At 65.8% G+C, this 24009-nt stretch carries 10 protein-coding genes; 7 read left to right on the forward strand and 3 right to left on the reverse strand.

The features are described from left to right. Positions 1 to 143: 143 nt before the first annotated feature. The 4 genes from DID96_RS27410 to DID96_RS27425 all read left to right on the forward strand — a co-directional run bounded on the left by DID96_RS27410 (position 144) and on the right by DID96_RS27425 (position 14773). A complete protein-coding gene (locus DID96_RS27410) occupies positions 144 to 12971 on the forward strand; it encodes a filamentous haemagglutinin family protein (protein ID WP_124602385.1) in 12828 nt (4275 codons plus the stop codon). Between the two features lie 89 nt (positions 12972 to 13060). Then, the gene (locus tag DID96_RS27415; RefSeq protein ID WP_124602371.1) at positions 13061 to 13531 is read left to right on the forward strand and encodes a DUF3806 domain-containing protein; all 471 of its coding nucleotides are present in this window, start codon (positions 13061 to 13063) and stop codon (positions 13529 to 13531) included. A 103-nt stretch (positions 13532 to 13634) separates the two neighbouring features. Then, a complete protein-coding gene (locus DID96_RS27420) occupies positions 13635 to 13904 on the forward strand; it encodes a hypothetical protein (RefSeq protein ID WP_124602372.1) in 270 nt (89 codons plus the stop codon). Between the two features lie 149 nt (positions 13905 to 14053). After that, positions 14054 to 14773, forward strand: coding sequence for a serine protease (locus DID96_RS27425; RefSeq protein WP_185732374.1), 720 nt, complete (start codon positions 14054 to 14056; stop codon positions 14771 to 14773). Between the two features lie 98 nt (positions 14774 to 14871). Here the strand turns inward: DID96_RS27425 and DID96_RS27430 are convergent, their stop codons facing one another. Beyond that, the gene (locus DID96_RS27430) at positions 14872 to 15501 is read right to left on the reverse strand and encodes a hypothetical protein (RefSeq protein WP_185732375.1); all 630 of its coding nucleotides are present in this window, start codon (positions 15499 to 15501) and stop codon (positions 14872 to 14874) included. Positions 15502 to 15765: 264 nt separating this feature from the next. Continuing rightward, on the reverse strand, positions 15766 to 16032 hold the full coding sequence (locus DID96_RS27435) for a hypothetical protein (RefSeq protein ID WP_124602375.1): 267 nt from the start codon (positions 16030 to 16032) through the stop codon (positions 15766 to 15768). A gap of 28 nt (positions 16033 to 16060) precedes the next feature. On the opposite strand from DID96_RS27435, the gene DID96_RS27440 reads away from it, so the two are divergent. Further along, a complete protein-coding gene (locus DID96_RS27440) occupies positions 16061 to 16396 on the forward strand; it encodes a hypothetical protein (protein ID WP_124602376.1) in 336 nt (111 codons plus the stop codon). A 178-nt stretch (positions 16397 to 16574) separates the two neighbouring features. On the opposite strand, the gene DID96_RS27445 is transcribed toward DID96_RS27440, so the two are convergent. Further along, on the reverse strand, positions 16575 to 19067 hold the full coding sequence (locus DID96_RS27445) for a phospholipase D-like domain-containing protein (protein WP_185732376.1): 2493 nt from the start codon (positions 19065 to 19067) through the stop codon (positions 16575 to 16577). Positions 19068 to 19503: 436 nt separating this feature from the next. On the opposite strand from DID96_RS27445, the gene DID96_RS27450 reads away from it, so the two are divergent. Both DID96_RS27450 and DID96_RS27455 read left to right on the forward strand, forming a co-directional pair. Further along, positions 19504 to 21723 (forward strand): tetratricopeptide repeat protein, encoded by a 2220-nt coding sequence (locus DID96_RS27450; RefSeq protein WP_124602378.1) that lies wholly within the window; start codon positions 19504 to 19506, stop codon positions 21721 to 21723. A gap of 40 nt (positions 21724 to 21763) precedes the next feature. After that, positions 21764 to 24004, forward strand: a complete 2241-nt coding sequence (locus DID96_RS27455) for a tetratricopeptide repeat protein (RefSeq protein WP_124602379.1) — start codon at positions 21764 to 21766, stop codon at positions 24002 to 24004. Positions 24005 to 24009 lie beyond the last annotated feature (5 nt).

The raw sequence follows: 24009 nt of genomic DNA on the forward strand, positions 1-24009 counted from the left end.
GTTTGCCTAACCAAATCGGGTTCGTTATGCCATCGCGGGTGTCGGAAAGCAGCGGTCGTACCAGCCAGCAGTCGGGCGCAGCCAGGGTCGCTCAGGAAGCGTTTTTGCTGCGGCTTCGGCCGCTCCGTCATGCCGTGGTGCTGATGCTCGCGGCGGGCGTCGCCGCGCATGTGCAGGCAGCCGGCATCATGAATCTCGGGCAGGCGACGGCGCGTGCGTCGGGCGGCGGTGCGGGCGGCAGCGGCGTGCCGGGCGTGCCGAACCTCGGCGTGTCGGCGCAGCAGGCGTTGCAGGCGAGCCAGCCGTCGATCCGCAATCTCGGGCATGCGGCGCAGGCAGTGGCCGCGCAAATCGCCGCGCAGCAGAGTGCGGCTGCTGCGGTGGCCGGGCTGCCGTCGACCGTGCCGAACGGGCTCGTGCCGGGCGGGTTGCAAGTGGCGCCGGGCATCACCTTCGCGAAGGACAACAACGGCAACCTGATCAGCCAGAACACCGACGCGAGCAATCCGCTGCTGTGGGTCAACGCAAACGGGCCGCAGCAGACGGTGGACAGCAGCGGCCACGTGAACGTGGACGTCAAGCAGACCGGACAGAACGCGGTGCTGACGTGGGAGACGATGAACGTCGGCCGGCAGACGACGCTGAACTTCGACCAGTCGGCGGGCAAGCAGACGAACGGCGCGAACAACTGGGCGGTGCTGAACCGGATCAACGATCCGAGCGGGCGGCCGAGCCAGATTCTCGGCAACGTCACCGCACAGGGCGCGGTGTACGTGATCAACCGCAACGGCGCGCTGTTCGGCGCGGGGTCGCAGGTGAACGTGCATTCGCTGGTCGCGTCGTCGCTGAACCTGCTCGACATGAAGAACCAGCCGGTGCCGACGCCCGACGGGATCGCCGCGAGCAACCAGCAGTTCCTGAGCCTGCCGGCGGGCACGACGGGTGGCCTCGCGTATCCGGAGTCTGGAAATTCGACCACGGTGCAAGGGGCGGCCGGGGTACCGAACGAAGTGCTGGGCCTCGGCAACACGGCGAACGTCAGCGGTCCGTATCAGGCGCCGGGCGACATCACGATCGAGCCGGGCGCATCGATCACGACGCATACCAACGGCACGGTCAGCGACGGCGGCTTTGTGCTGGTGGCGGCGCCGAACGTGACGAACGGCGGCAGCATCACGGCAACGGCCGGGCAGGTCGTGCTTGCGGCGGGCGTGGGTGTCAGCGTCCGGCCCAACGCGTTCGGCGCGAAGAATCCGCAGATCCTGCTGCCGGAGTTGAGCGGACAGCTCGTGACGACTGACCTGCAAAGCGGCGCGTCGATCGACATCACGCCGGCCGGCACATTGACCAATACGGGCATCGTGCAGGCCGCACGCGGCAACGTGAACCTGCTGGGCAGCCGCGTCGCGCAGAACGGCGTGGTGGGCGTGACGACGAGCGTGAACACGCCGGGCACGATCACGATCTCGACGGCCGACGAGTACAGCTCGAACAATCCGTCGGGTAACGCGTATCCGGGACGAGGGCAGGCGACGGGCGGGGTCGGCGGCGCGGACGATGTGCACCGTGCGGGCCTGCTGAGCTTCGGCCCCGGATCGGTGACGATGGTGCTGCCGGACGACAACGGGCAGACGGCGACGTCGACGCCGGGCACGGTGTTCACGCCGGGCAGCATCGCGATGACGGCGGGCGCGGTGTGGTTCCAGGGCGGGGCGTTGGTCGAGGCGCCGGGTTCGAGCGTGACGGTGACGGCATTGACGCCGTCGGTTGCCGGTGTCGTCCCGCCGGGGCAAACCGCGGTGCCCGGCCGGATCTATCTGGACGACGGCGCGACGATCGACGTGTCGGGCCTCGCGAACGTCGAGTTGCCGATTTCGAAGACGCTGCTCACGATCGACCGGATCGGCCAGAACGAGCTGGCGGATTCACCGCTGCTGCGCAACGGGTTCCTGTTTGGCTTGAAGGGCGTAGTGGTCGACAGCACGCTGACAGGCACCCGTAGCGACGGCGTGCAGTGGGTCGGCAGCCCGATCCTGAACCTGTCGGGTTACGCGAACCTGATGCCGCGCACGGTCGATCAGCTGCTGACGAACGGCGGCACGATCACGCTGTCGGGCAACGAAGTGATGACGGCCGCCGGTTCATCGATGAACCTGAACGGCGGCTACGTGCATTACGACGGCGGGATGGTCAACACGACACGGCTCGTCGATGCGAACGGCGCGATCGTGCCGATCGGACAGGCGAATCCGTACGATACCTATGTCGGCATTGCCGGCGAGTTCACCGAATCGCATCCGCGCTGGGGCGTGACGAAGTCGTGGTACAACCCGCTGCAAACGGGGGGCGTGTACCAGGGCGACTACATCGTCGGCGGCAACGCGGGCACGCTCGATCTGTATGCGTCGCAGGCGCTGGTGCTCGACGGCGACATCAGCGCACAGGCGTTCGGCGGATCGAAGCAGGTGCAGGGCAACAGCCTGCCGTCGGGCGGCACGCTCAACCTCGGCGTCGATCCGAAGCTCGGCAGCGGCGCGGTGATCGGCCTCGCATGGAACAAGAGCAGCGGCGCGCCGTCCGGTGTTTCGGGCCTCGTGATCCTGCAGGACCAGGCGCCGCCGCTGGACGATCTGATGCCGGGTTTTTCGATCGATACGCCGCTCGCAGGGAGCGCGTCGCCAACGCCGGCCGCCAGCGATCCGCAAAGCCTGCTGACGACGATGGTGGTGCCGGTCGCGACGCTGAACAACGGCGGCTTCGCGAACCTGAGCGTGACCGAGGACTACACCGCGGGCAAGGGCATCGTGGTCGGGCAGGGCACACAACTGAACCTGCAGCCGGGCGGTTCCATTACGCTCAGCAGCCCGCCGGTCGGCGCGGACGTCAACGTGGCGGGGCGTCTGTCCGCGCCGTCGGGCACGATTTCGATCGCGAGCGGCGGCAACGTCGTGGTGGGACCGCAGGGCGTGATCAGTGCCGCCGGCCAGTGGGTGAACAACGACGTGCGGGTGCTGCCGGGCACGACGCCCGGAAACAGCCAGTTCATCAACGGCGGCAGCATTTCGCTGTCGGCGAACGAGAGCTCGGTCGGGTTGAGCGACGGCACTTACTCGGACACGACCGGCTCGATCGTGCTGCAGCCGGGCAGCGTGCTGGACGTGTCGGGCGGCGGCGAGATGCTCGCGAACGGCCAGCTGCTGATGCAGAACGGCGTGCCGATGGGGCGGGCCGGCAATGTGTCGCTGAGCACGTACGTGGCGCCGCAGAACCTGCAATTCGGACATATCGACGTTCACGGGCACTACCTGCCCACCGCGCAGCCGACGGCCGGCACGCTCGCGCTGGGCGGCACGATCCTGAGCGAAGGATTTTCCGGCGGCGGCACGTTGACGCTGCAGGCACTCGGCTTCCGGATCGGCGGCGATCCGTCGGCGGCGTCGCCATGGGACGTTTATCTGCCCGCGAGCTTCTTCTCGCAGCAGGGCTTCGGCAAGTACGTGCTGAACGCGTTCTACGACACGACAGTGGCGCCCGGTACATCGATCGTGCTGACGCAGCAGAACCGCCTCCCGGACGTGCTGGCGCTGCAGCAGGCGGGCACGGGCACGAACCTGTCGACGGCGGGCCTGACGACGAGCGGCCAGTTCGATGCGTATCACCGGCAGGCGACGAGCCTCGTGCTGACGGCGGGCAGCGACGTGTCGTGGCAGGCATCGCCGACTACGCTGCCGTCTTATCCGGACGTGACCGGCGCGGTCACGCTGTCGGCCGGCGCGTCGATCCAGGCGGATGCCGGTGCGAGCATCGGCTTCGGTTCGCCGACGCAGGTGACGGTGCTGGGTTCCGTGCATGCGCCGGGCGGTTCGATCATGCTGAGCGCGGACTCGGGCGGCTCGTTTGCGCAGCCAGGGCAGTTCAGCGTCTACGTCACGAGCAACAGCCGGTCGGTCTGGCTCGGCCCCGATGCGACGCTCGACGTGTCGGGCGTTGCGCTGGCCAATCCGCTCGCCGCGCCGGTCAAGGCAGGCGGTCAAACTGTCTTGCCGAACATCGGCAAGGTATTGCCGGGAGGTTCGGTGACGCTGTCGAGCGATGCCGGCTATGTCGTCGCGCAGGCCGGTTCGAAGATCGACGTGTCGGGCACGGTGGCGCACTTCGACCAGTTGCAGGCGAACGGCACGGTTGCGTCGCAGCCGGTGTGGAGCAACGCAGGCTCGATTACGCTGTCCGCCGCAAACGGCCTGTTTGCGGATGCAACGCTGTCCGCCCACGCCGGCGCTGCACAGGCAGGCGGTGGCACGCTGACGGTCCTGCCGCGCCAGAACGGTGGCGTGCCGGGCGCGACCGCGCTGGTCGTGCGGCAGAGCGGGACGCTCGCGCCCGCCGGGCTGGCGCCGGGCCAGGACTTTACGACGGCGATCGACCCGACCACCGGTCAGCCGATCGGGCAGCCGACCGGCGTGATCCAGTTCGCCGCCGATCGCCTGAACGGCTCGGGGATTTCGAACCTCGTGCTGGGCGACAGCACACCGCCTCCGCTCCCGATGCCGTTCACGCCGATCGCGTTTGCCGGCAACGTGAACCTGACGTTGCCGGGGTCGGTGACGCTGAATACCAGCCGGATCGCCGCACTGGGCCTCGACCAGCTCGACACGCTGCTGTCGACGCCGGCTCAGCAGTGGGGCAGCAACACGGCGCTGTCGGCCATGCTCGCGCAAGCGCCGGCGAATCCGCTCGGCACGCATGTGACGATCGACGCGCCGTATGTCGCGGTGGTCGGGCCGGTGAATACGTCGTTGTCTCCTCAATTCACGCCGGTCGCGACGGTGTCGGATGCGACGCTGAACGTCAATGCGTCGTTCATCGACCTGCGCAATCAGGTCCAGCTGAACAACTTCGGGCACGCGAACTTCGACAGCCACGGCGATATCCGGTTGAGCTCGACGAACGTGGCGACGAACGGCCCCGTCGCGCTGATGCCCGGCGCGTTGTATACGCCCGGCGATCTGACGTTCAACGCGGCAAGCGTGTATCCGGCGACGGGCAGCACGTTCATCGTCGACGCGGTCGGGCCGGCCGATCCGGTCACGGGCACGCCCGCGCCCACGACGGTCACGTTCGCGTCGAACGGCGCGTCAGGCACACCGCTGTCGGCCGGCGGTGCGCTGCTGGTGGACGCGACGAACATCGTGCAGGGCGGCGCGGTGCACGCGCCGTTCGGCACGCTCGTGTTCGGCGTGGGCGACCCGACGAACGCTGCGACGCTGGCGCAGTTCAACAGCCTGCCGCTGGTCGCGACCGATTCGGTGCGGTTCGCGAACGGCAGCATCACGTCGGTATCGGGCAGCGGCGCGATCATTCCGTACGGCACGACAATCGACGGTGTCGAGTGGCGGTTCAGTCCGCTCGCGGGCGTGACGGCGTACGATCTGAGCGCGCCGCCGGCGAAGTTCATTGGTGTGAACGGCAGCCGCGTCGCACTCGACAAGGGCGCAACAATCGACCTGTCGGGCGGCGGCGACCTGCAGGCGGCCGAGTGGGTGCCGGGCACGGGCGGCACGCGGGACGTGCTGTCGCAGTACAACATCAGCTACGCGAGCGGCAAAGGCGCGACGGCCATGCCGATCAACGTGGGCGCGGGGAGCGTCTACGCGATCGTGCCGGGCGCGCAGTCGCCGGTGGCGGCGTACGACCCGGTGTTTGCGCAGACCGTGCAACCGGACGTCGCCAGCAATGGCACGGCGACGACCACGACCGTGACGCTCGGTGTCGGCCAGGCGGGCCTGAATGACGCGATTGGCAAGGCCGTGTATCTGGCCGGCGTGCCGGGGCTGGCGCCGGGCTACTACACGCTGCTGCCGGGCAAGTACGCGACGTTGCGCGGTGCGTATCGGGTGACGGTGTCGAGCATGACGGGCAACGTGGCGCCGGGCGCGAGCAAGGTGCTGCCGGATGGCACGGTGGTGACGGCAGGCTACTTTGCGGATGCGGTCACGGGCAGCCGCAGCGCGACGCCCACGCTGTTCAACGTGCAATCGGGGCCGGTGTGGCAGCAGTACTCGCAGTACACGCTGAGGGACGCCAACAGCTTCTTCACGTCGCTTGCGGCAAGCAAGGGGAACGTGACGCCGCCGCTACCGATGGATAGCGGGCAACTGGTGCTGGCCGCGACGAAGGCACTGGCGCTCGGTGCGACGCTGAATACGGCGGCCGCTACAGGCGGTGCGCCGGCGGAAGTCGATATCGCGTCGCAGGACATCCAGATCACGGGCAATGGCGCGCTGGCGCTGGCGGGCTATCTGCAGATCAGCGGTGACGCGCTCGATTCGCTGAACGCGGGCAGCCTGCTGATCGGTGGCACGCGCACCGCGACGACGAGCGGTGTGACGATCACGCCGATTGCGAACAGCGTGGTGGTGTCGAACAACGGCAACACGTCGCTGAAGGGACCGGAAATCCTGCTGGTCACGAAGACCGATGCGAGCGGCACGGACCCGAATGCCGCGAACGGGCTGCGCGTGGATGCGGGCGCGTCGATCGCGGGCACGGGTGATTACCCGGCCGCGAAGGATCAGCCGATCACGATCGTGGGCGATGGTGCGCTGCTGCGCGTGTCGAACGGCGCGATGGCACCGCTCACGCGTACGGGCGGTAAGGGCACGGGTCTGCTGACCGTGGGCGCCGGTGCGACGCTCGCGGGCGGTCAGGCGCTGACGCTCGATTCGTCTGGAAACCTGAAGGTCGATCCGAGCGCGGTGCTGTCGGCGAAGGCAATTACGGCGGACGGCTCGGCGATCACGTTCACGAGCGCGAACGGCGCGGTTGCGGCAAACCTGCCGGGCTTCGTGATCGATCCGGCGGGGCTCGCGCAGTTCGCGAACGCACAGCAGGTAACGCTGCGCAGCTATGGCGCAATCGGCTTCATCGGCGACGTGAACGCGACGTTCGGCAACAGCGTGGACTTGAGCGCCGGCACGTTCACGAGCGACGGCGGGCATGTGACGCTGAACGCGCCGCAGATCGAGCTTACGAACGAGACCGGGGCACCTGTCGGAACGGCGACGTCGGGCAACGGCACGTTGACCGTGAACGCGAAGGAAATTGACTTCGGCGCGGGCACGAAGACGGTGAGCGGATTCGGGAGCGTGTCGATGACGGGCACGGGCGGCATCGTCGGTCAGAACACGGGCACGTTCGACTTCGGCGCGCTGCCGGTGACGCTCGCAGCGCCCGTGTATCTGGCCGATACGAGTTCGGCATCGACGGTGAAGACGACCGGTACGCTGACGCTGAATGGCGCGACCGGCACGGCCCTGACGAAGACGCCGGTGGGTGGCGCATTCAGCTTCATCGGCGGCACGGTCAGCGACAACGGCGCGACGCTTGCCGCGCCGGCGGGCAACGTGAGCCTGGTCGCAACGAGCGGGAATCTGACGATCGGCAGCGGCTCGACGGTGAGTTCGGCGGGCGTATCGAAGCAGTTCTTCGACGTGACACGGTATGCGCCGGCGGGGTCGATCACATTGACGGCGGACCACGGTACGGTGGACGTGCAATCCGGCTCGACGCTGGACTTCTCGGGCGCGAACGGCGGCGGCGCGGCCGGCAGCCTGACGCTGTCGGCACCGCAACAGGTCGTGAACCTGAACGGCACGATCAAGGGCGGTGCGGCGGCGGGCTACACGGGCGGCTCGCTGTCGCTCGACACGGCCGGTGCGGTGGATCTCGATGGCCTCGCGAAGACGCTCGCATCGAGCGGCGTGAACCAGTCGATCACGGTCCACACGAAGTCGGGCAACCTGACGCTGTCGGCCGGCAACGCACTGACCGCACGCACGGTATCGCTGACGGCGGACGGCGGCGCGGGCAACGCATCGGATACGGCGAACGGCAACGTGAACGTGCTGGGTACGATCGACGCATCGGGCAACGCGGGCGGCGAGATCGATCTGTACGGCAGGAGCGGGGTGGACATCGAAGGCACGCTGCTCGCGCGCGGATCGGATCCGACCCAGCGAGGCGGCAAGGTGAACGTCGGCACGAGCGCGGTGTTCGATCCGACGATTGTCGATCCGGCGACACACCAATCGATCGCGACCAATGCGACCTACGGCTACGAGAACATCGAGCAGGCCAACTCCGGCCGGATCGTGCTGGGCGCGAACGCGCTGATCGACGTATCGGGCGGCACTGCGGGCGGGCTGTCGGGCGGCACGGTGAATTTCCGTGCGCCGCTGCTGATGGACGGCTCGGTCAACGTCACATTGAATTCGCCGTCGGAGCCGAAGTACGGCATCAAGGGTACGCGCGCGACGACGCTCGAAGCATACGCGGTATGGAGCACGACCGACGCGAGCACCGGCGCGAAACATTTCGACGGCATCGTCGATCCGGCCGGCTGGTACGACAGCAACGGGCACCTGCTGGCCGGCACGTTTACCGCGCAAGGCACCAATCCGCCGACTTTCACATTCACACCGAATGCGACCGGTGATGGCGGCGGCACGTTGACGAACAACGCGACCGGTGCGCAGGCGAACCTGACCGGCAGTCAGGCCGATCTTGCGTCGCTGCACAGCGGTATCGCGGCGATCGGTTTCGCAGGAATGGACAGCACGTACTTCGCGCCGACCAATCCGAACACCGATCACCAGACGTACTACGGCGGACAGATCGTGAAGGCCAGCGACGGCACGCTGTCGATGATGCCCGGCACGCTGATGGACTTCGTCCAGAACGGTGTCGGCGTTAATGGGCCGAAGCTGCAGGGATCCACGGCGAACGTCGCGAATTTCCGGGTGGCGCCTGGCATCGAGTTCGACAATCCGAGCACGGCGATCAACGGCGGCAACATCTCGATCCTGTCGAACTGGAATCTGGGAACCGGGTTGCCGAACAATAACGGAACGATCGTGCCCGTCTATCGCTACCAGCACACGATCGCGCCGATGCTGACGTTCCGGGCTGCGAACAATTTCGATGCGCAGGCCAGCATAACGGACGGGTTTTACCAGAGCGCGGTGGCGACGATCCTGGGGGCGGCGGGAAGTGCGTCGGCCACCGGCACCTATACCGATGCCGTGTCGCTGTACGACAGCCTGATGTCGCTCGACGATCCGGCATCGATCACGGTGCAGTTCACCGACGGGACGAGTCAATCCCTGACTTCAATCAGCAGCGACGCGACGAACCCGCTCCATGACCCGAATGTCGCGCTGAGTGCACCGCTGAAGAATCAGTCGGCCGACTACTACTCCGACTATCTGCAGTATGCGAATTCGTGGGGGACGTATTACGGAGACTGGGCGAGCGGACGCTACGCGCTCCATATCATGCCTTGGTCCCCTTTGCGTGTCGCGGCTCCCGTTCTTTCGGACTATTCGTCCTATCAGGATTATCTGGCGGCATACAACGGGCCGGGCAGCTGGTTGTGGGGATATACGAGTGTGACCGTCACCGGGATAGTCCGAAACGGGGTAGTCCTTTTCCACAAGTTCGGCACACCGACGCCGCCGGTTTTTTCGTCGAGTCCTGGCGATTACGGACAATACATCTCCGTCTATAACGCCTATCTGGATCGGGTATCCGGTACAAAATCCCTACCGGTACCGCTCGCGAACCCGAAGAACGCGTACAGCTTCTTCTACGCGCCGACGGCACCGTTGTCGATCCCCTATACGGGGATCAATATCGGCACCTTGCCCGGCAATGTGCCAGCCAATGTCGCGACGGCCGACAACCCGCTGCCGATCAGTTTTGCGGCGCTGCTGGGCGGCCAGAGTTCGTCGTACCGGATCGTCGCCGGCGCCGACGTCGCGAGCGCCAACCCGCTCGCGGTGCAGCCGATCGCCGCGTTCGGCGCCGGCAGCGCATCGGGCGGCAACGTGACGCTGAGCCAGCATTCGGCCTACGTGGAGTCGAACGGGCTCACGCTGCTGCAGCCGACGACGATTCGCACCGGTACGGGGTCGATCGACATTGCCGCGGGCAACGCTTTCACGCTGGCGGATACCACCGCGCCCGGCGTGGTGTATACGGCCGGCGCGCCGACCCAGGCCGGGCCGCCGCCGGGCATTGTCTCGGCGGTCATGAGCGGAGGGGCGGGGAAGCCCGACATCCTGGCCACGCCGACCGTCAATCCGGATTCGGCCGGCGACATCACGATTCGCGCGCAGGGAGACATCAACGGTGTCGAATACGTGACCGATACGACGGGCGCGGTGACGGGTAGCGCCGGCAACAGCATCAGCCAGTACTGGTGGCAGTGGATGCAGATCTCGCCGGGCAAGACCACCGATATCAACTCCGGTGTGCCAGTCGCGCCGTTGACGCGCACATCGATCGACTTCGGCACCTTCGATCAAGGCGTGATGAGCGTCGGCGGCAACGTGTCCGTCAGCGCGGGCGGCAACATTTCGGACCTGGCAGTGTCCTTGCCGACCACGTGGTACAAGGATGACACCGGCAACCCGGTCACCGTCGGCGGCGGCAACCTGACGGTGCGCGCCGGCGGCAATATTCTGAGCGGCGACTATTTCGTCGCGAAGGGAACCGGCACGATCTCGGCCGGCGGCAGCATCGGGTCGGATATCTCCGTGGCTTCCCGATCCCTTGGCCAGGGGTCGGTTGCCGTATCGACGATCCTTGCGGCGCAGGACGGCGTGTTCAACGTGACCGCGCGGCAAGGCGTCGAGATCGGCGCGGTGCTCGATCCGTCGTATTCGAGCAGCTTCGTGCAGGCTGGCGGTTCGCCGACACCTGTCGTGACCCTCGCGAATTATTCGCAGTACGCCGACAGTCAAGGTTACTCGTCGACTTCCGCGGTGAACGTGCTGTCCACGACCGGCGATGTCAGGCTCGGCGGGCTCGGCGGCATGTTGACCGGCGCGACCGGGGTGCTGCCCGCCAGCGTGAAGCTGACGGCGTTCGATGGCGGCGTCGACGTCGTATCGGGCGGCACGCTGTATCCGTCTGCGGTCGGGCAGTTGAACCTGATTGCCAATCAGTCGGTGACGCTGTCGAACGTCGCGGGGCTCGCCACCGGGGTGGGCCTGTCCAGCAACCTGGGCATGTCCGATGCCGATCCTGCGATGATGCCGTCGCCGACGAACCCGCAAGCAACGGTTCCGCGGTTGACGGACACGACGCTCGGCGCCCATGCGCTCGAGGCATTGCACAACGACGACACGACGCCTGTGCGGATCTACAGCCTGAACGGGAGCATCGTCAACGGTACGCTCGATACGTTCGGCGGCAGCGACGGCTTCTACCGGAATCTCGTCACGCTGTCGATCGACAAGCCGGCGCTCGTGCAGGCCGGGCAGGACATCGTCAACCTGGCGTTCCTCGGCCAGAACCTGCGTAGTTCGGATGTGACCCGTATCGTGGCCGGCCGCGACATCTACGACACACCGCTCCCGAATAACGGCGGTGGCGCCGTGCCGGTGCTGGCGATCGGCGGGCCGGGCTGGCTCGATGTGCAGGCCGGTCGCAATATCGGTCCGCTGACGAGCCGGGTCGAACTGTACAACACGCACGCGGACACCGGCTCGGTCACCCAGGTATTCACCGGCATCGACGCGGTTGGCAATGCGAACAATCCGAACCTGCCCCATGAAAGCGCGAACGTCAACGTGCTGTTCGGCGTCGGGCCCGGCGTCGATCTGTCGGGGTTCATCTCCACCTACATCGCGCCGGGCAGCTCGGTCGCGGGCGTGCCGAGCGTGACGCCGGCGCTGATCGCATTCATGAAGGACTACGACGCGGGGCAGATCGTCGACACCGGTTTGGCAAAGGACCTGCAGGACGCGCAGGCGAAGGTGGACAAGATGACGGCCGACGATGCGTGGAAGCAGTTCCAGGCGTTGCCGTCTTACGTGCAGCAGTTCTTTGCGGAAAAAGTGCTGTTCAACGTGCTGACCCAGGTCGGGGAGGACTACAACAATGCCGCGAGCCCGTATTACCGGAAGTACGCACGGGGCTACGAGGCGCTCAACGCGATGTTCCCGGGGTCACTGGGCTATACGGCGAACAATCTCGGCGGCGGCAGCAATGGCGCGAACAAGCAGGTCAGCACCGGCAACCTCGACATGCGCAGCACGACGATCCAGACGCAGCAAGGCGGCAACATCTCGATCCTCGGGCCGGGTGGGCAGGCGCTGGTGGGCAGCTCGTCGGCGCCGCCGCAGATCGTCGACGGCTACGGGAACGTCATCGCCGGCCCCGGCACGATGGGTATCCTGACATTCGAGAAGGGCGACGTGAACATCTTCACGGACCAGAGCCTGCTGCTCGCGCAAAGCCGCGTGTTCACCGAGCAGGGCGGCGACATGACGATCTGGAGCTCGAACGGCGACATCAACGCGGGCAAGGGCTCAAAGTCGTCGGCCGATACGCCTGCGCCGCAGTATGTGTGCGATGCGAACCACTATTGCACGGTCGATGCGCGCGGCGAGGTGACGGGCGCGGGCATCGCGACGCTGCAGAGTGTGCCGGGCGTGCCGCCGGGCACGGTGAACCTGATCGCGCCGCGCGGCACGGTGGACGCAGGCGACGCGGGGATTCGCGCGGGCAACCTGAACGTCGCGGCGCTGCGCGTGGCGAACGCGGACAACATCCAGGTGACGGGCAAGGCGACCGGCATCCCGGTGGTGCAGGCGGTGAACACGGGTGCGCTGACTGCCGCCAGCTCGGCCGCGTCGGCGGCTAGCCAGATGGCGCAGGACATCGCAAGGAACAACGCGTCTGGCGGCAGCCAGCGGCGCTGGACGATCTCCGTGCAGGTCGAGGGCTTTGGGGAGCAGGGCGGCGACGACAAGCGGCGGGGCCGCGGCACGCAGCAGCTCGGCTACGACGCTTCCAGTGCGGTTGCCGTCCTCGGGGTGGGCGCGGTTGGCGACGCACAGCGCACGTTCCTGAATCCGGGCGAGCGGGCGAAGCTGGGGAGAACGATCAAGGTCGGCAGGCTCTGATGCGGGTTTGCGTCGCTGGATACGTCTTGTGCGTATGGCGGCATTTCCACGCGTGCGAAGCGTACGAAGAGAGCGAAGAGAGGTGAACGATGCGCAAGACCCTGGAAACGATCACCCCGCTCACGGACGCGGACCTGGCGGTATTCGACAGGATGAGGCGGTGGCTGCTCGAGCCGCTCGATGACGGCCACGAATTCCTGTACGACAGCATCAGGGGAAAGCTGCTGATCGTCCAGGCGGTCTTGATGGCCAAACGCTTCGGTCCGCACAACGTGCTCGAGCTGCAGGCGCTCGGCGTTGCGTTCGGCGACGCCCTCGCGCAGAAGCTGGATCTGGCCTGGATGATTTCCGACAGTGCGCACTTCGGAAGGGAGCCGGTACTCAATCTGCCCGGTACCAGCCTCGCGATCGGCGCCTTTACGGCGATCCAGAAAAGGGTGGTGCAAGGCGAGCCGGTCGACGTACCTGCGCTGTTCGACGCATTCTGCCAGTCGACGGAGCGGCTGATCCGGCCCAGGCGATCGCTTTGGGGGCGCGTGTTCGGGAGGCGGCTCGCCTGATTGAAATGGCATTCGGGAACGCAACCGGTGGGCGCAGCGGCATCGAGGCGACGGCGAATCCTGACTTGTCGCTGACACATGCCGTTTCTGCGCTACGGCGTCCATGCCGCGCTTCGACGCTTGCGAAGCGCTGTACTTTCTTACCGGTTTCCCAACATTCCAGGTGACGGGCAAGGCGACCGGCATCCCGGTGGTGGCGGCGGTGAACACGGGTGCGCTGACCGCGGCCAGCTCGGCCACATCGGCAGCAAGCCAGATGGCGCAGGACATCGCGAAGAACAGCGCGGCGCACGGCAGCCAGCGGCGCTGGACGATCTCGGCGGTACAGATGGAGGGTTTCGGCGACACCGGGGGCAATGACCGTCAGCGCTGAAAGCGACAATGGGTACGGAGGGGACCATGCCGATGACGATGGAGTCGGGCCGCGCTGCCACGGACGGCATGTGTGGCAGCGCGGCGATCCGTGCCGGGCGGCGTCGGGCGTCCGCGGTGAAAGGGTTGTCCCGCGCGGGGTGGGCGGCGATGATTTTCGCCACCGCCGCGATAGCCCAGACGACACGCGAGCCCGCCATGATCGCGCCGTCGAAACAGATCGACGGGTTCGCGCTCGAAGCCAACGCGACAGGCTTTTTCGTGAATGAGCAGGGCGACATGCTGACGGCGCGTCATGTCGTCGAGACGTGCAAGACGCTGTTCGTGATCAAGGATGCACGGGTCGCCCGAGCGACGGTCAAGGCAGTGAGCCGCGATCAGGATCTGGCGGTGATCACGAGCACGATCCGGCCGTTGCTGGCGGCAAGCTTCGCGACGAGCGGGACCGTGAGAGGCGCGCAGCCCGTATTCGCGGCGGGCTACGAAGTGCTGCGGCACATGCCTGACCGGGCGACGGCAATGTACAACGCATTCACGCGCACCGACGCGCGCAACGACGCATCGGGCGAATTCACGCTGATGTCATCGGCGACCAACGGCGCGAGCGGCTCCCCGGTGCTGGATCAGGCGGGGCTGGTGGTGGGCGTGATTACCGATCGGGCGACGGTGTCCGGCGACGATGCGCGTTCGGTGGCGACACGCTCAGGCGCGGCGAGCTACGTGATTGCGATCCCGGGCGATCCGATCAAGACATTTCTGAGAACCTCAGGGGTGCCGTTCACGGAATCCGACCAGCCGCAACTCGAGCCGATGCAGGCACACGCGCCGCGCGCGGCGACGGTGGAGGCGGGCGTGTTGTGCGGTGGGTGAGTGCCAGGTGTGGCGAATCGACACCATGCGACTCTGGCAGCATTGCTGACCCGCGTTTGATCCCGCGCTGCAGGCCAGCCCTTCCGCCTCACGGAAAGTCAAACTGACAAGCGTTGCGTATCGAACGCAAGCCATGCGTGCAGCACACTCGCCGGCATGAAAGACAACAAACCGAACGCGAGGGTCACAATCGCGGTCCACAGCGTCGGACCCAGCGGGCCCACGATTCCGAACGTCACACCGAGCGGCCCGGCGAACGCCTCCAGTACGCCCGCCATCCACGCCAGCAGCAGGAACAGCGCACAGCCCACGTGCATGCCGATGCCGAGGTAATGCCGGACGATCTGCGCGGAGCCGGCGAACGGCCGACGATGATGGCGCTGATTCGTGTGCACGATCGCGATCGCGTTGGTCATCGCGATGATGGCCATCAGCGAAGGCCAGAAGAAAGGCTGATCGCTATGCGGGTTGATCGCAAGCAGCGAGCCGACTACCCAGAACGGCGGCGCGAGCAGCGTGCCGGTTAGCCAGGACAGGATCTGCCACGCAAGCCACGGCGAACGCCAGCGCGCGGCGCGGAACGTCAGCGAGCAGGACGCGCGATGCAACCCGCCGCTGGCGTTCGCAGAAGAGCGGGCTGGACGTGCAGGACGCGCAACGTGCCCCCACCATGCCGCAATCCGTCGCAGGAATATTGAAGCGATTGACATGCGAATTCTCCGGTGCACGGTTGTGCCATCAGGGAGCGAGCAATTGGCGGACGCGACACGTTGCGACGTCGATGCGCGGCTGGCGTCTGCGACGCATGCCACTCACACTTCGCATGAGGTCCACATCTCTATAGCCAAGACGGGTTGGACATGAAAATGCCGCACATGTCGATGTGTCGACGATGGATGGAGCACGGGCAAAGGGAACGGCGAATGGCAGTTGCCTCGCAGTTCAGCGAGGTCTTCACGGCGGAGAGTGTGAAAGCAGGTTGAAGCCTGGCGCTAGAAATCGGTCGGGCAGAGCGGGACACGCTTGCCGTCGGCAGCAAAGCCGCGGTTTGTTACGGCTCGCGAAATTCTGTCGGACTCGCGCTCGAATATCTGTTTCAGATGTGTGCCGCTGGTGTCTGATGCACCGAGCTTGACGCGCGCGACCTCGCGGGGAATCTCGAACGCGGTGTAACCCCATCCGAGGTGGTACGCGGAGAACCACAAGTTGCTGTCTTCCGTGACGAAGGGTGCCGTCAGCGATACGCTCGTTTCGTGCATGGTTCGGAAGTCGCTCCTGGATGACACGATGGAATTATCCGGCTTTATTGCGAAAGCGCAATATCGACTCGAGCGCGAAGGACGCAGATCGATTCCGGTCGCCGATCGTCCTGCCTCGGAGGATCGTGAGGAATCCTGTGGTTCGTTTGGAGAGTGCGGTGGCGACGGTTGTGCCGGTGCAATCCTCGCAGTAGAGGCCGCCGAACCCGGCAACGTGCCGTCGCGTCTGGAAACGGGCGACTCGTCGTTTATCGGCACGAGTGCGGGCGGCAACCGGGCGGTCGACATGCCGCCGCGTGTCGGCTTTGTGTCCAGTCGACCCTGCGCGAGGCGCTTCGAAACATACTGGTCATTACCTATTTGAACTGAGCCGTGACCCGACACTTCCGATACGGGTCATCGGTCATCTCCCCGCATTCGGTGACTCCGTCCTGCCTATCGTGACGCAGTCACGGAACAAGACAGGCTTGCGTCAAGCCATTTGCAGGGCAGAACACGGAAAGCCCCGTTTCATCGGGGCTTTCCCACATCGCAGGACGACATCAGCCCTGGATCGTCGACGCGAGGAAATTCCAGTCGTGCAAGAAAATCTGCTGGAAATAGGCCGCTGCGTCGGCATGGTAAATGATCAAGCCGGCATCGCGGTTTCGCAGGGTGCCGTCTGCGGACCAGTTCTGGCTGCTCACCATCACCTTGTCGCCGTCCACCACGATGCCCTTGTTGTGTACATTGGCCTGGCGACGCAGGACCGACGAGGGTATGCCGGCTTGCACGAGCTTGTCGACCCACGCATCGGTCTGGTACTCGCTCGTGATCAACCGCACGTCGAGTCCGCGGTCGATGAGGTCCTTGACCGCGGCGATGAGCGCGTCATGCTTTTCGTCGTCGGGGTGACCGCTCGGATGGATGTATTGCGTCTGCATGTAGAACGAACGCTTCGCGGACGCGATCAGCGCCTCGACGTGCTCGCTATAGTTGTCGGGCGTGAGGAGCGGTTGAATGCGGATGGTGTCCGTCAGCGTGCGCGGTGTGAAAAATTGCTGCGGGGCCTTGCCGGCGGCGAACATTTCGACGGGAACGCCCTGCTGCAGGACTTGCTCCATCGCAGCCCGCGCGCCTGCCGCCTGCGCCGCAAGCTCGGCGATGTTCTCCCTGGCGATGTCGAAATCGTGCTGAAGAAAGGCGCGAAATGTTTCGGCCAGTTTCGGGCTGGCGGCGATGACATGCCAGTCGCGGTCGCTGACGGCCGCAATTTTGCGGGCGGATGCCGGATCCGACAGATCGATCTCCGGCTGGTTACTGTTGTTCCAGTTACCGGACGAAAGCCAGAAGGTGTCGTCCTCCCGCACGGCCACCTTGATGTGATACGCATTCGGGTAGATCCAGACCGGCGCCTTCGGGTCGGAGTTCGTGAGTGCCCAGGTGCCTGCAAAGTTGCCGCCGAGCGACTCGTGCAGGGCGTGTTGAGTCTCTTCGTCGGTCTGATCCGCAGTGTGGTTTTTCGCGGGGTGATCGAGCGTGAGCGTCAATTTCTTGCCGCCCGCAAGCGCGTCTTCGACCGCCGTGAGGATGTGTGCCGACGTGAAATCGTACATGCCGACCACGAGTTCCTCGCGAACGCCCGCGATGAAATTCGACAACTGCGACCAGCCCGCGTCCGGACTCGCGTGCAGGACGAGCGTGACCGGCGCAGTGACCTCGTCGAGGGTGGCTTCAGGGGCAGGCGTGTAAGGGATTTGCTCCTTGTGAGCGCGCGCGGTGGCGAACGCCGTGAGCGGCGCCGGATGGTCCTGAACGGCGTTGCCTTTGCCGTCGAAGAAAACCTCGCCGTCGAAGTCGGGTTGCCGAAGCTCGTGCCGTGCATCGGCAATGGCGAGATAGCGGCCCGGATCCAGCACGCGCATCTCCTCCATCGCATTCGCGGCGCGAACTTCGACCGGCACGTTGTCCAGCGTAGCGGGCAGTTGCGCGCGCAACGCTACAACCTGGTCGGGTTGCGCAGTGACCACGATGGTGTGTCGGGGGGCAGCGGGCGGAAGGGGCCAGGAAAGTCCTGCACGTACCGACAGTACGCCCTCGTTTGCGAAGACAGGTCGGTTGGCGGCCAGCGCGTCGAGCGCGGCCTGTGCGGTTCCCGCTTCGGCTTGCCGATTCGCGGCGGCATCCGCGGCTGCCTGCTTCGCGCTCTCGAGCGCCGCGGAGAACATCTGGCCGCGTGCGGGGGCGGCCATCGCGAACATCGCGCGCCGCGCATCGCGTCGTTCGACCGCCGGGGCGGCCGACGTGAGCTGCGAGAGGCAGCGCGGCGGCGGGGTCATCGCGTCGACGAAGCTGCGCAGCGAACGGCCGCCAGTCAGAGAACCGGCGCCGGGCTCGTTCTTCGCGAGATCGACGATCTCCGGTGCACCGAAATGGCGCACCTGGCGCAGCGTGTGGGTCTGTGGGTCGAACCACGTGAGATAGCCGTTCGGCAGCACCTGGCGAGGCCGCGAGATGCGTCCGCTGAAGCTGTAGCGTGCGCCTGAAGTGCCGGCAGGTTCGAAGAAGTGAGGCGTATAGAAGTCGGAGACGAGTACCTCGTCAATCAGATAGGCGTAAGCGGGATCTTCGGACGGGTCGCAGATCTCGACGAGGTATTCGACCTTGCCATCGCCGTCCTGCACCTCGTTATTGACGATTTTTACCGCGTTCGCCGCCGTCAGGCGATTGCCGCTCGGGTCGACCAGCATCTCGAGCGTTTCGTGGCTCGCGGAGAGCGACCAGGTCGCGCCCGACTGGACAATCGCATAGGGTTGGTTGTGTTCTGTGAGATGGAAACCGGCGGTGCCCTCCGGAACCTCGTCAACGATATACACGGGCCAGAGGCCGGGATCGAGCCTGTCTGGCGAATCGAGCGCCATCACCGTGCCGGAAACGTCCCAGATCGGAGCCAGATCGCGATTGACCTGCAGGTTCAGCGCTTGGGCGACGCGTACAAGATCGGCATAAGCGACGCTTGCGGATTGCGATACGAGTGCGATTCGTGCTGGAAGCATGGCAGTCCCCTCCGTGCGTGATGGATCCGTTGACACCGGTGTTACGTCCGCTAATCGGACGATTCGTTTTTTCCAGCGTGCGACGCGCATGTGGCAGCATCATGACGCCCCGCACCCAGTGAAACTACCTACTGCTTGCCTGCACGTGCCGCGACACCGGCTGGCCTGTCGGCTTGGCGATTTGCCTCGGGTCGGTATTGCCGCGCTTCGTCGATTGCGACACGGAACCTGTCGACGCATTGCGCCTGAAAGGCGTAAGTCAGCTTCATGTCGATGGGGGGTGTTGAGCGACGCGCTGGCAAAAATGGTCCGTAACATTCGTCACACGCGTGTTGCGGCCCGCCCGCTAGTCTGATGCAGGAACGAGCGGCCACCCGAAGCAATCGCTTCGAGCGACAGGTGGCGTTGCGTTGTGCAACACGACGAGGGGGCGAAGATGGAGGTTGAGTACCCGCATGACGCAGGGGCAGGCGCGCCCGTGGCCAGCGCGTCCGAGAGCCGCAACCGGGCGGCGAACCTGTCGCGCGCACGGGACTGGCACGCGGCCGGCCGGTTCGACGACGCGGCGCGCGAATACGAAGGCGTGCTCGCGAACGAGCCGGATCGCGCGGATGCGTTGCATCTGTTTGGGGTTCTTCAGCATCAGCGCGGCAACACGGCCGACGCGAAGCGGCTGATTCGACGGGCCGTGTCGATCGCGCCGGACGCCGGCGCATTGTCGGACCTGGGCGTGCTGCTGGCGGCGGATGGCGACTTCGATGCGGCGCAGGCGAATTTCGAGGCGGCATTGCAACTCGATCCGCATCATGTGCAGACGCTGGTACGCCGCGGCAACGCGTTGATCGGCATGCGCCGATACGCGGCGGCGCTGGCGGATTACGACCGCGCGCTGGATGCGTCGCCGCTGTTGCTGGATGCGCTGTGCAACCGGGGCGCGGCGCTGCGTGCGCTTGGACGGCTTCAGGACGCGCTCGATACGTATGAGCGCGCGCTGACCGTCGAGCCCCGTTCGTTCGAATCGATGTACAACCTCGGGAACGTGCTGCGGGATCTGCAGCGCCATGCCGAGGCGCTGTTCAACTACGAGCGCGCGCTCGAGTTTGCGCCGAACCATCCGGAGATCCTGTCCGTGAAAGGCCGCACGCTCGTCGATCTCGGACGCCCGAAGGAAGCGCTCGCGAGCTTCAACGAAGCGATCGCGTCGAAGCCGGATTCCGTCGAAGCGCTGTACAACAGCGCGGTCGCGCTGGAGCGGCTCGGGCGCGCGGAAGAAGCGATGAAGCGTTGCGATCGGGTGCTGATGCTCGAGCCGCGTCACGCGAAGGCGTATGCGACCCGCGGCAATGCGCTGCTGAGCCTGAAACGGCACGAAGACGCGCTCGCCGACTATACCCGCGCGCTCGACATCGAGCCCGGCGCGGTGGACGTGTTGTGCAATCAAGGCACTGCGTTGCGCGAGCTCGAGCGTCATGACGCGGCGTTGCAGAGCTATGACGCCGCGCTCGCCTCAAACACGGAGTTTGCGGAGGCCTGGTGCAATCGCGGCAACGTGTTGCAGGATCTGCATCGTTACGACACCGCGCTGGCGTCGTTCGACCGGGCGCTCACGATCAATCCGAAGTACGCGATGGCGTGGTTCAACCGGGGCAGCGTGCTGCTCGAGATGCTCAGGTTCGATGACGCGCTGGAGTCCTTCGATCGCGCGATCGCTTTCGATCCGAACTACGTCGACGCGCATTTCGCGCAGGGTTTCATCCACTTGCGACGAGGTGACTTCGCGCGCGGATGGCCGAAGTACGAATGGCGGCTGCGGGATCCGAAATCCGAACATCATGACCGTGTGTTTTCCCAACCGCGCTGGACCGGAGGCGAGTCGCTCGATGGCCGCACGATCCTGATTCATGCGGAACAGGGTTTCGGCGACACGATACAGTTCTGCCGCTATGCGGAGCGCCTGGCCGACGCGGGCGCGCAGGTCGTGCTGGAAGTGCAGCCGGCGCTTCGCTCGTTGATGGCGTCGCTGCGTGGCCCGGTGCGTGTGATCGCGCGGGGCGAGCCGTTGCCGGCCTTCGATTTCCACTGCCCGCTGCTCAGCCTGCCGTTCGCATTCCAGACGGATTTGCCGACCATTCCGGCCAGCACGCCGTACCTTCACGCGGATGCGGGCCTGATCCAGAAATGGGAAACCACGCTCGGTGCGCGGCGGAGCCTGCGCGTGGGCCTCGCATGGTCCGGCAATCCGGAACACCGCAATGATCGCAACCGTTCGATTGGCCTTGCCGACCTGATGCCGCTGCTCGATCTGGACGTCGAATGGATCAGCCTGCAGAAGGTCGTGCGCGATCGCGACGCAGCGTTGCTCGAACAGAGCCCGATCGACAGCTTCGATGCGGATCTGCGGGATTTTTCGGACACCGCGGCGCTGGTTCAGTCGCTGGACCTGGTCGTTTCGGTCGATACGGCTGTTGCGCACTTGGCCGGTGCGCTTAACCGTCCGGTCTGGATACTCGTGACCCATCTTTCCGAATGGCGCTGGATGAGCGAGCGCAATGACAGTCCGTGGTACCCGAGTGCGAGACTGTTCCGGCAACCCGCTCCGGGACGCTGGCAAGACGTGATCGAATCGGTGCGAGCGGAGATCGCCAGCTTGATTTAGCCGCATGAAAAAGGGCGCATAGCGTCCAGGAGATAGACAAATGGGGTCTCGGGTGGGTAGCGGTTCGCAGCGCGAAGCGCGTCCGCGGACGGCGTCGACGACGGTCGACGGTGCGTTGCGACGCGCGCGTGCGTCTCACGAGCGTGGCGCGCTGCTGGATGCGGAACGGGGATATCGCGAGGTGCTCGGCGTCGATCCGGATCATGCGGAGGCGTGGCATCTGCTGGGCGTGCTGCACTTTCAGCATGGCCGGATGGGCGAGGCCGACGCGGCGATGCGGCGTTCGATCGAGCGCATGCCGTCGGCGCTTGCGCTGGCCAATCATGCGTCGGTGCTCGTCAGTCTCGGCCGCCGGGACGAAGCGCTGACACGGCTCGATGCCGCGCTGTCGCTCAATCCTGCGCACCTGCGCGCGCTGCTGTTGCGGGCGGGGGTGCTGGCGGATCTGGGGCGTCACGCCGAAGCCATCGCGGCGTACGACCGTTTGCTCGAACTCGCGCCGACGTTGATCGAAGCGTTGTGGCGGCGTGCGGCCGCGCTGCAGGCGTTGCAGCGTCATGTGGAGGCGCTTGAATCCTGCGATCGGGCGCTGGCGGTTGATCGCCGGTCGTTCGACGCACATCGGCAGCGGGCGCAGATACTGCGCGAGCTGGGCAGGTTCGACGACGCGCTCGAGCACTATGCGCGCGCACTGGCGGTTACGCCGAACAGCGCGGAGATGCTGCTGATGCAGGGGATGACGCTGGCGGATCTCGGTCGGCTCGATCAGGCGCTGGCCAGCCTGAATGAAGCGATTGCGGGGCAGCCGGATTTTGTCGACGCGCTTTACAACAGCGGGGTGATGCTCGAACGTGTCGGCCGTTATGAGGATGCGCTGGCGCGCTGCGATCGCGTGATCGCGCTGGATGCGCGGCACGCGGGGGCGCTTGCCAACCGAGGGAATGCGCTGTTTGGGCTTGCGCGGTACGCGGAGGCGCTGGCGAGCTATGACGCGTCGCTGGACGTTGCGCCCAAATTCGTTGAAGTGCTGTGCAATCGCGCCAGAACGCTGACGCGCATGCGGCGTGAGACGGAAGCACTCGAGAGTTGCGATCGGGCCATCGAGATCAATGAGGCCTATGCACTGGCGTGGTTTACGCGCGGTCGCATATTGCAGCGGCTACACCGCTACGACGGCGCACTCGCCAGCTACGATCGCGTACTCGCGATCGACGTCGCTGACCAGTTGGCTCACTATCAGCGCGGTAACGTGTTGCGCTCGATGATGCGCCACGAAGAAGCACTGATCGCATACGACCGTGTGGTCGCGCTGGACCCGGAGAACATCGCCGCGAATTTTACGAAGGCGTTCGTCTATCTGCAGATGGGCGATTTCGAGCGGGGATGGCCGGCCTACGAATGGCGCTGGCGCGAAGATCAGGTCGGTGCGCACAAGCGGGCGTTCGCGCAGCCGCTATGGCTCGGGAAAGAAGCGATCGATGGCAAGACGATCCTGCTGCATGCGGAACAGGGCCTTGGCGATACGCTGCATTTCTGCCGCTATGCGAAGTTCGTCAAGGCGCTCGGCGCCCGCGTGATCATCGAGGTGCAGGGCGCACTGAAGTCGGTGCTGGCGGATGTCGAGGGTGTCGACGAGGTGGTCGGCTATGGGGAACCGTTGCCGCCGTTCGATGTGCACTGTCCGTTGCTGAGTCTGCCGCTCGTGTTCCAAACCGATCTGGCGTCGATGCCGTCCGACGTGCCTTACTTGCGGGCGCGGCCCGAGAAAGTCGAGAAGTGGCAAACCCGGTTGGGCGAGCGGACCCGTGCGCGTGTCGGCATCGCATGGTCGGGCAACCCGAACCATCTGGACGATCACAATCGCTCGATTCTGCTCGAACATCTGTTGCCGCTGCTTACCGACGAGGTCGAGTGGATCAGCATCCAGAAGGTGGTGCGCGACGAGGATCGGCCGGTGCTGGAAGCATCGCGTATCCGGCACTTCGGCGACGAGCTTGGATCGTTTGCCGATACAGCTGCGCTGATGGAGTGTCTCGACTGCATCGTGAGCGTGGATACGTCGGTCGCTCACCTGGCCGGCGCGCTGGGCAAGCCGTTGTGGATCATGTTGCCGTACCTGCCCGACTGGCGCTGGCTGCTCGATCGCGACGACAGTCCGTGGTACCCGAGCGCGCGGCTGTTCAGGCAGTCGCGCGCGGGGGAATGGAGCGACGTGTTCGACCGGATCGGGGCGGCATTGCGGTCCGTGGCGAATTCGTCGCCGGCTGCATTGCCGACGTGAACGGG

This window comes from Burkholderia sp. Bp8963 (assembly GCF_003854275.1).
Taxonomy (GTDB): domain Bacteria; phylum Pseudomonadota; class Gammaproteobacteria; order Burkholderiales; family Burkholderiaceae; genus Burkholderia.